The 6,959-nt window shown below is 58.4% G+C and carries 6 protein-coding genes; 3 read left to right on the top strand and 3 right to left on the bottom strand.

The features are described from left to right. Positions 1-162: 162 nt before the first annotated feature. The 3 genes from AB5Y85_RS02260 to AB5Y85_RS02250 all read right to left on the bottom strand — a co-directional run bounded on the left by AB5Y85_RS02260 (position 163) and on the right by AB5Y85_RS02250 (position 2,661). Positions 163-459, bottom strand: coding sequence for a YciI family protein (locus AB5Y85_RS02260; protein WP_047436050.1), 297 nt, complete (start codon positions 457-459; stop codon positions 163-165). 24 nt (positions 460-483) lie between these two features. Then, a complete protein-coding gene (locus AB5Y85_RS02255) occupies positions 484-1,047 on the bottom strand; it encodes a septation protein A (RefSeq protein WP_064335576.1) in 564 nt (187 codons plus the stop codon). Positions 1,048-1,137: 90 nt separating this feature from the next. Continuing rightward, positions 1,138-2,661: an aminotransferase class V-fold PLP-dependent enzyme gene (locus AB5Y85_RS02250; RefSeq protein ID WP_257688143.1), complete on the bottom strand. Its 1,524-nt coding sequence runs from the start codon at positions 2,659-2,661 to the stop codon at positions 1,138-1,140. A gap of 175 nt (positions 2,662-2,836) precedes the next feature. On the opposite strand from AB5Y85_RS02250, the gene AB5Y85_RS02245 reads away from it, so the two are divergent. The 3 genes from AB5Y85_RS02245 to AB5Y85_RS02235 form a co-directional block, all read left to right on the top strand. After that, positions 2,837-3,472, top strand: coding sequence for a hemolysin III family protein (locus tag AB5Y85_RS02245; protein ID WP_005335337.1), 636 nt, complete (start codon positions 2,837-2,839; stop codon positions 3,470-3,472). Between the two features lie 127 nt (positions 3,473-3,599). After that, positions 3,600-5,261, top strand: a complete 1,662-nt coding sequence (locus tag AB5Y85_RS02240) for a putative transporter (RefSeq protein ID WP_005335335.1) — start codon at positions 3,600-3,602, stop codon at positions 5,259-5,261. Positions 5,262-5,492: 231 nt separating this feature from the next. Then, the coding region (locus AB5Y85_RS02235; RefSeq protein WP_368221111.1) for a retention module-containing protein at positions 5,493-6,959 on the top strand (1,467 nt) is incomplete at its 3' end.

Below are 6,959 nucleotides of genomic sequence, written 5' to 3'. Positions count from 1 at the left end.
GCGAGTAATCGCGCTGTGTCCGTTTCACACCTTGTCCCATCGGGCTCTCCATTTATTGGGGGGAAAGGTGTAAACCATATTCAGGACGGGACACGGGATGCAAAAAGGCCGGACTGGAATGAACTTCCAGTCCGGCCTTTTTATTTAGCTATGCGCTTTGGGTCAGAAGACTTTCTTGAACGGCTTGATGGTCACTTTGGCATAGACGCCAGCTGCCACATAGGGATCGGCATCGGCCCAGGCTTTGGCATCCGCTTGCGAGGCAAACTCGGCGATGACGGTGCTGCCGGTAAAGCCTGCATCGGCCGGATCCTCGGCATCGATGGCCGGATTAGGACCCGCGGTCAGCAGGCGACCTTCATCCTGCAGGGCTTGCAGGCGAGCCAGATGGGCAGGGCGAACCTGCTTGCGCAGTGGCAGGCTATCGGGGACATCTTCGGAGTAGATGAGATACCACATGAGAGGATCCTTTTCTGATGAGGGTTACTTTTTGGGTTCGTCTTTTTGCTGGGACAACTGCTCGGCAGGGATGTGGCGATAGAGATAGACGCCGCTCAGCAGGGTAAAGACCAGCGTCATCCCCAGCAGGCCGAACACCTTGAAGTTGACCCACATCTCCTGCGGCAGGTTGAACGCCACATAGAGGTTGAGCAGGCCACAGACGGTAAAGAAGCCGACCCAGCCGAGATTGACTGTGTCCCAGACCTTATCGGGTGCTTGCAGCTCCTTGGCCAGCATCTGTTTGATCAGGTTCTTGCCAAAGCCGTAGCGACTGATGAGCAGACCCAGTGCGAACAGCACGTTGATGACAGTCACTTTCCACTTGATGAAGGTGTCATCGTGGAAGAAAACTGTGAGGCCGCCGAAGAAGCCGACCAGCAGGAAGGTAAAGAGCTGCATCTTCTCGACTTTGCGATAGCGGATCCAGCTATAGGCGAGCTGCAGACCGGTGACCACCACCAGTGCGCCGGTAGCCATGTAGATGTCGTAGAACTTGTAGACCGCGAAGAAAACGATAAGTGGAATAAATTCAATAAATTGCTTCATTGTTGGCGCCTAGTCCTCAAAGATGGCCTGCAAATTTTGCCCAGTCTACCTGTACGGTGGACAACGGCAAATGAATAAGACCGCTCATTTTTACGCCGGTTCCACGCTGTCGCCAAACAGTTGGCGAGCAATGGTGAGCCCCAGTCGCTGCTGATCGGCCAGCAGGTCGCGGATATGGCGCTCTTCAATCAGGGGGTTGAGCAGCACAGCGCGCAGCAGGGTGAGAGGTTGGGTACCGTAGCGCACCACGGCGCGCTGGGTACGGGAGACAAAGCTGTGCCCCTCGGCGCGCTGGGCTTTTTGCAGCGCTACGTTGAAGGCGTTGATCTGCTCGTTGGCCGCTTCATCCAGCACCTTGCCCTGCAGATGGGGCGGGATGCAGCGATAGGAGAGCAGATTCATCACCGGAGCAGACATCAGCTCGAAGGCCGGATTATTGGTGATGAGCTCGGCCATCAGTCGGGCCCGGTCGTAGTTGGCCTCGATGAGGTCGGCATAGCCTTGCTGGCCGAACAGCTGGAAGGCGGCATCCAGATAGAGGGCATTGGCCGGGCGGGTGCCCTCCAGGGTAAAGCGGCCCTGATCAAACGAGGTGGCGCGAATGGCGTAGGGGGCCTCTCGCTTGACCGCCATCATCAGGTCCGGCTGGCGGCAGAGCAGCATGCCGGTACCGAGCGGCACCAGCAGTTGCTTGTGACCATCCAGCGTGACGGTGTCAGCCCGCTCAATCCCGGCTAGCAGACCTTGATAGCGGGGGGAGAGGAGGGTCGGGCCGCCCCAGGCAGCATCCACGTGGAAGTGGATCTGCTCGCGCTCGGCGATGGCCGCCAGTTCTGGCAGCGGATCGATGGAGCCAAAGTCGGTACTGCCTGCCACGCCGACCAATGCCAGTACTTTCAATTTCTGCTCTTTGCACTGGATCAGCGCCTGCTCCAGCGCAGCCAGACTGAGCCGGTTCTGCTCGTCGGTCTCGAGGCGCCAGACGCTGCGAGCGCCCAGCCCCAGCAGATCCATCCCCTTGTCGAAGGAGTAGTGCATCAGCCGGGAACCAAGAATAACGGCGCCCCGATAGCCCTGCTCATAGAGGGCGAACAGGTTGTCGCCGCAGGCGCGGTTGCGGGCCAACCACAGTGCCGTGACGTTGGCGATGGTGCCACCGCTGGTCATGACGCCGAGGGCGGCATCCTTGGCATGCATCTGCTCGCCGTAGAAGGCATCGTCCCTGCCATAGATGAGGCGGTGCAGCTTGGCCAGCACCTCCCGCTCCAGAAAGCTGAGCAGGCGGGAGGACTCCATCTTCATCGGATTCTGGTTGAGCATCACCAGCAGGCGCGACAGCTCGGCGGTATAGGCCGGCAGTGGCGCGGTCATATGGCCCATGTAGCGTGGCGAGGTGAGGTGCGAGGCACCGGGCACCAGAGTAGCCAGCCGCGCCAGATACTCCTCGATAGATTGGCCGACTGCAGGCATGCGGGATTGATCGAGCTGGTGGGTGAACAGGTCGCGCTGATAGGGGGCCTGACTGTCGTCGGAGTGGTGGAAGCTCTCCAGCAAGGTGTTCATCGCCTCGCCAAAGGCGGGATCCGCTTGTGCAAACAACTCAGTCAACTTCATCAGGTTCTCCAGACCAGGTCACCGGGGTAGGTGTCTATGCCGCTTGTCTCGGGCATCGGCGGCAGAGCATACACCAAAGGTTGGCAGGTGACAGCCACTCCATTTTTTAAGCGAACACTTGTACTCCGAAATGGCGCTGGGTAGAGTGAGCCACAGTTATTGTGGAGTAGATGTTATGAGTGGTGTGATGGATTACTCTCCCCGGGAGGAGCTGGCAAACCGGCTGAGTCACGGTGCGGGATTGTTGCTGGGGATTGTCGGGCTGGTGCTGTTGCTAATCAAGGGATGGGGGCAGGGCACACAGGCGCTGGTGAGCTACAGCCTTTATGGCGGCAGTCTGGTGCTGCTCTATCTCGCCTCGACCCTCTACCACAGTATGGCGGAAGGGCGGGCCAGACGCTGGTGCAAGGTGTTTGATCACTGCGCTATCTATCTGCTGATCGCCGGTACTTACACTCCGTTCCTGCTGGTTGCGCTCGATACGCCGCTGGCGAAGGGGTTGATGGTGGTGATCTGGGCCCTGGCGCTGGCTGGCGTAGTGTTCAAGCTGGTGTTTATCAATCGCTTCAAGAAGTTGTCGCTCTTTACCTACCTGATGCTGGGCTGGCTGTCGCTGGTGGTCATCTATCAGCTCTACATCCATCTGGCCGGTGAGGGGCTGCTGCTGCTCGGGCTTGGCGGCCTTATCTACAGCCTCGGGGTCATCTTCTATGTGGCCAAGCAGATCCCCTATAACCATGCCATCTGGCATCTCTTTGTGCTGGGTGGCAGCGTTTGTCACTTTATGGCCATTTACGGCTACGTCGCCTAACGTCTTGCAACTAGCCCTTAATTGGTATTTTTAGCGCGTAAAAGGATAAATTCGTGCGGTATCACACAGTTGGCATCAGCGTTTGCTGACAAGCTAGGGCCAGTTCAATTCGCAAAGGATGCACGAAATGAGTGAAATCGCGCTTTCCATCAGCATGTTGTCGCTGGTGGCAGTGCTAGGACTCTGGCTGGGAAACTGGCGAGTCTATGGCGTTGGCTTGGGAATAGGGGGGGTGCTGTTCGGCGGCATCATAGTAGGTCACTTTGCAGGCGCCTCCGATCTCGCGCTGGATGCACAAACGCTTCACTTTATTCAAGAATTTGGCCTGATCCTGTTTGTCTATACCATCGGCATCCAGGTCGGGCCGGGTTTCTTCTCGTCATTGCGCAGTTCGGGTCTCAAACTCAACGCCTTTGCCGCCTTGCTGGTCATCCTTGGCTGCGTGGTGGCCGCTGGCTTGCATCAATTTTTCGATGTGCCGTTACCGGTCATTCTGGGGGTCTTCTCCGGTGCCGTCACCAATACGCCATCCCTCGGTGCGGGCCAGCAGATCCTGGCCGAGCTGGGCGCCGCGCCCGGTTCTACCGGTTTGATGGGGATGGGATATGCGGTTGCCTATCCGTTTGGTATCTGTGGCATTTTGCTCACCATGTGGCTGGTCAGGGTCTTCTTTCGCATCAAGATCGACGATGAAGCCGCCCAGTTCGAGCTACAAACCGGTAAAACCAAGGAGAGCTTGCAGACCATCAACATCGCGGTGCGCAACCCCAACATGCACGGCCTGATGCTGAGCGAGATCCCGAGTCTCGACGAGTCTGATGTCATCTGTTCACGGCTCAAACGGGGCGACGAGCTGATGGTGCCACGGCCGGAATCCCGTATCGAACTGGGTGACTTGCTGCACCTGGTGGGTGAGCGTCACGCGCTGCACAAGGTGTTGCTGGTGTTGGGGGAGGAGGTGGAGACCTCGCTCTCGACCCGGGGCACCGATCTGCGCGTCGAGCGAGTAGTGGTGACCAACGAGCAGGTTCTTGGCAAGAAGATCCGCGATCTGGACATCAAACAGCGCTATGACGTGGTGATCTCCCGTCTCAACCGGGCTGGTATCGAACTGGTGCCGACCAGTCAGACCAGCCTGCAGTTTGGTGACATCCTCAACCTGGTTGGCCGTCTCGACGCCATCGAAGCGGTGACCAATGTGGTCGGCAACGTGCAGCAAAAACTGCAACAGGTGCAGATGTTGCCGGTATTTATCGGGATTGGCCTTGGCGTATTGCTCGGCTCCATCCCCTTCTATCTGCCCGGTTTCCCGGCCGCCCTCAAGCTGGGTCTGGCGGGGGGGCCGCTGGTGGTGGCGCTGATCCTGTCGCGGATCGGCAGCATCGGCAAGCTCTACTGGTTCATGCCACCCAGCGCCAACCTGGCGCTGCGGGAGATCGGGATCGTGCTGTTTCTGGCGGTGGTTGGATTCAAGTCCGGTGCCGGCTTCGTCGATACCCTGATCAACGGCGATGGTCCAGCCTGGATGCTCTATGGTATGGCGATCACCCTGATCCCGCTGCTGGTGGTCGGTGTGCTGGCGCGCCTCTACGGCAAGATGAACTATCTGACCCTGTGCGGTTTGCTGGCCGGCTCCATGACTGATCCTCCCGCGCTGGCCTTTGCCAACGCCATGCACCCGACCAGTGGCGCCAGTGCGCTCTCATACGCCACTGTCTACCCGCTGGTGATGTTCCTGCGGATCATCTCGCCACAACTGCTGGCTATCATCCTCTGGGCGGGAGCATAGGGTTAATCCTGACGGGAGCATGCCTTGTCATGCTCTCGTCATCATTCTGTAATTTATTGATAATTTTGGTTTTTACCATTATCACAACCTGGTCTTACACACTTCTGTCTGGCTGAACAGTTCAGCCTCAAATCTCCCTATCCTTTCGAATTTTCGAGCTGGTTATTTTTGCCATGTGTATGCACAGTAAGTTGTGGCTTGTTGCATTCAAATCAGGATTCAGGAGAGAACATGATTACCAATGCCGTTACCTTGGAACAGGGCGTAACCGTAACCCAACTTAAAGGACAAATTTATCTGGTTGCCGAAGATGGCAGCCGGAAGCTGTTGGCTGAAGGTGATGTGCTGCCGAAAGGGGCGGTGATCATGTCGCCGGATGGCGCCAGTTTCATGGGGGGCGGACAGTCGTTCACTGTGCAACCGGCCAGCGAACAGAGTGAGCCTGCCGAAGAGGGGGATGCCCCCCAGTTGGCGCAAAACGGTGCTGCAGGTACTCCTGATGATATCAGTGCTCTGCAACAGGCCATTTTGGGTGGGGCTGACCCGACCCAGGCTTTTGAAGCCTCCGCAGCAGGCGGTGCGCCTGCTGCCGGCGGTGGCGGTATTGGGGGGGTCGCCGGTGCCAGTGGCAACGGTGGTTTTGTCACCATCGACCGTACCGGTGATGCAACCATTGCCGAAGCCGGGTTTGATACCGATAACCCCGCAGATACAGCCCCCATAGGGGATGCCCTTGGTGGTGAGGACGATATCCTGTTTGATGGCGTTCCACCATCCATCACCGTGAACGCCCCAGACAACACCAACGACACCACCCCGACCATTACCGGTACGACGGATGCCCCGGCGGGCAGTACCGTTACCCTGGTCGTGACCGATGCCAACGGCAACCAGCAGACCCTGACCGCTACGGTACAGCCGGACGGCAGCTACAGCGTGGATGTCACCACCCCATTGGCGGAAGGCTCTTATACCGTCACCGCCACAGTGACCGACCCTGCGGGGAATTCCGGCAGTGCAACTGATTCAGGGAGTGTGGATGTAACCGCTCCAGTGATCACCGTCGATGCGCCTGACAATACCAATGACACCACACCTACCATCACTGGTACTACCAATGCGGTTCCAGGCAGCACAGTTACCCTAGTGGTGACCGATGCCAATGGCACTCAGCAAACCCTGACCGCCACCGTGCAACCGGGGGGTGGTTACAGCGTGGATGTGACTACCCCGCTGGCGGAAGGCAGCTATCAGGTGACGGCCAGCGTCACCGATCCAGCGGGCAACACCGGCAGTGCGACCGACAATGGTAGTGTCGATGTAACGGCTCCAGTGATCACTGTTGATGCGCCGGACAACACCAACGACACCACCCCAACCATCACCGGTAAGACGGATGCAGTCGAAGGCAGCACAGTGACCATCGTGGTGACCGATGCCAAAGGTGACAAGCAAACCCTGAGTGCCACCGTCGACAAAAACGGCAACTACAGCGTGGATGTGACCACCCCGCTGGCGGAGGGCAGCTACAAGGCGGATGCCAGTGTGACCGACCTGGCGGGTAACACTGGCAAGGCGATGGACGACGGCAGCGTCGATGTGACTGCGACTGCGGCTCCGACCGTCACCATTGTGGATGACAGCAACCCGGATGATGGCCTGCTGAGCAAGGGTGAGATTGGTGACAACCAGGTGCAG

This window comes from Aeromonas sp. R3-1 (assembly GCF_040908345.1).
Lineage (GTDB): Bacteria > Pseudomonadota > Gammaproteobacteria > Enterobacterales > Aeromonadaceae > Aeromonas > Aeromonas veronii.
This window is presented reverse-complemented; position numbering and strand designations above follow the sequence as displayed.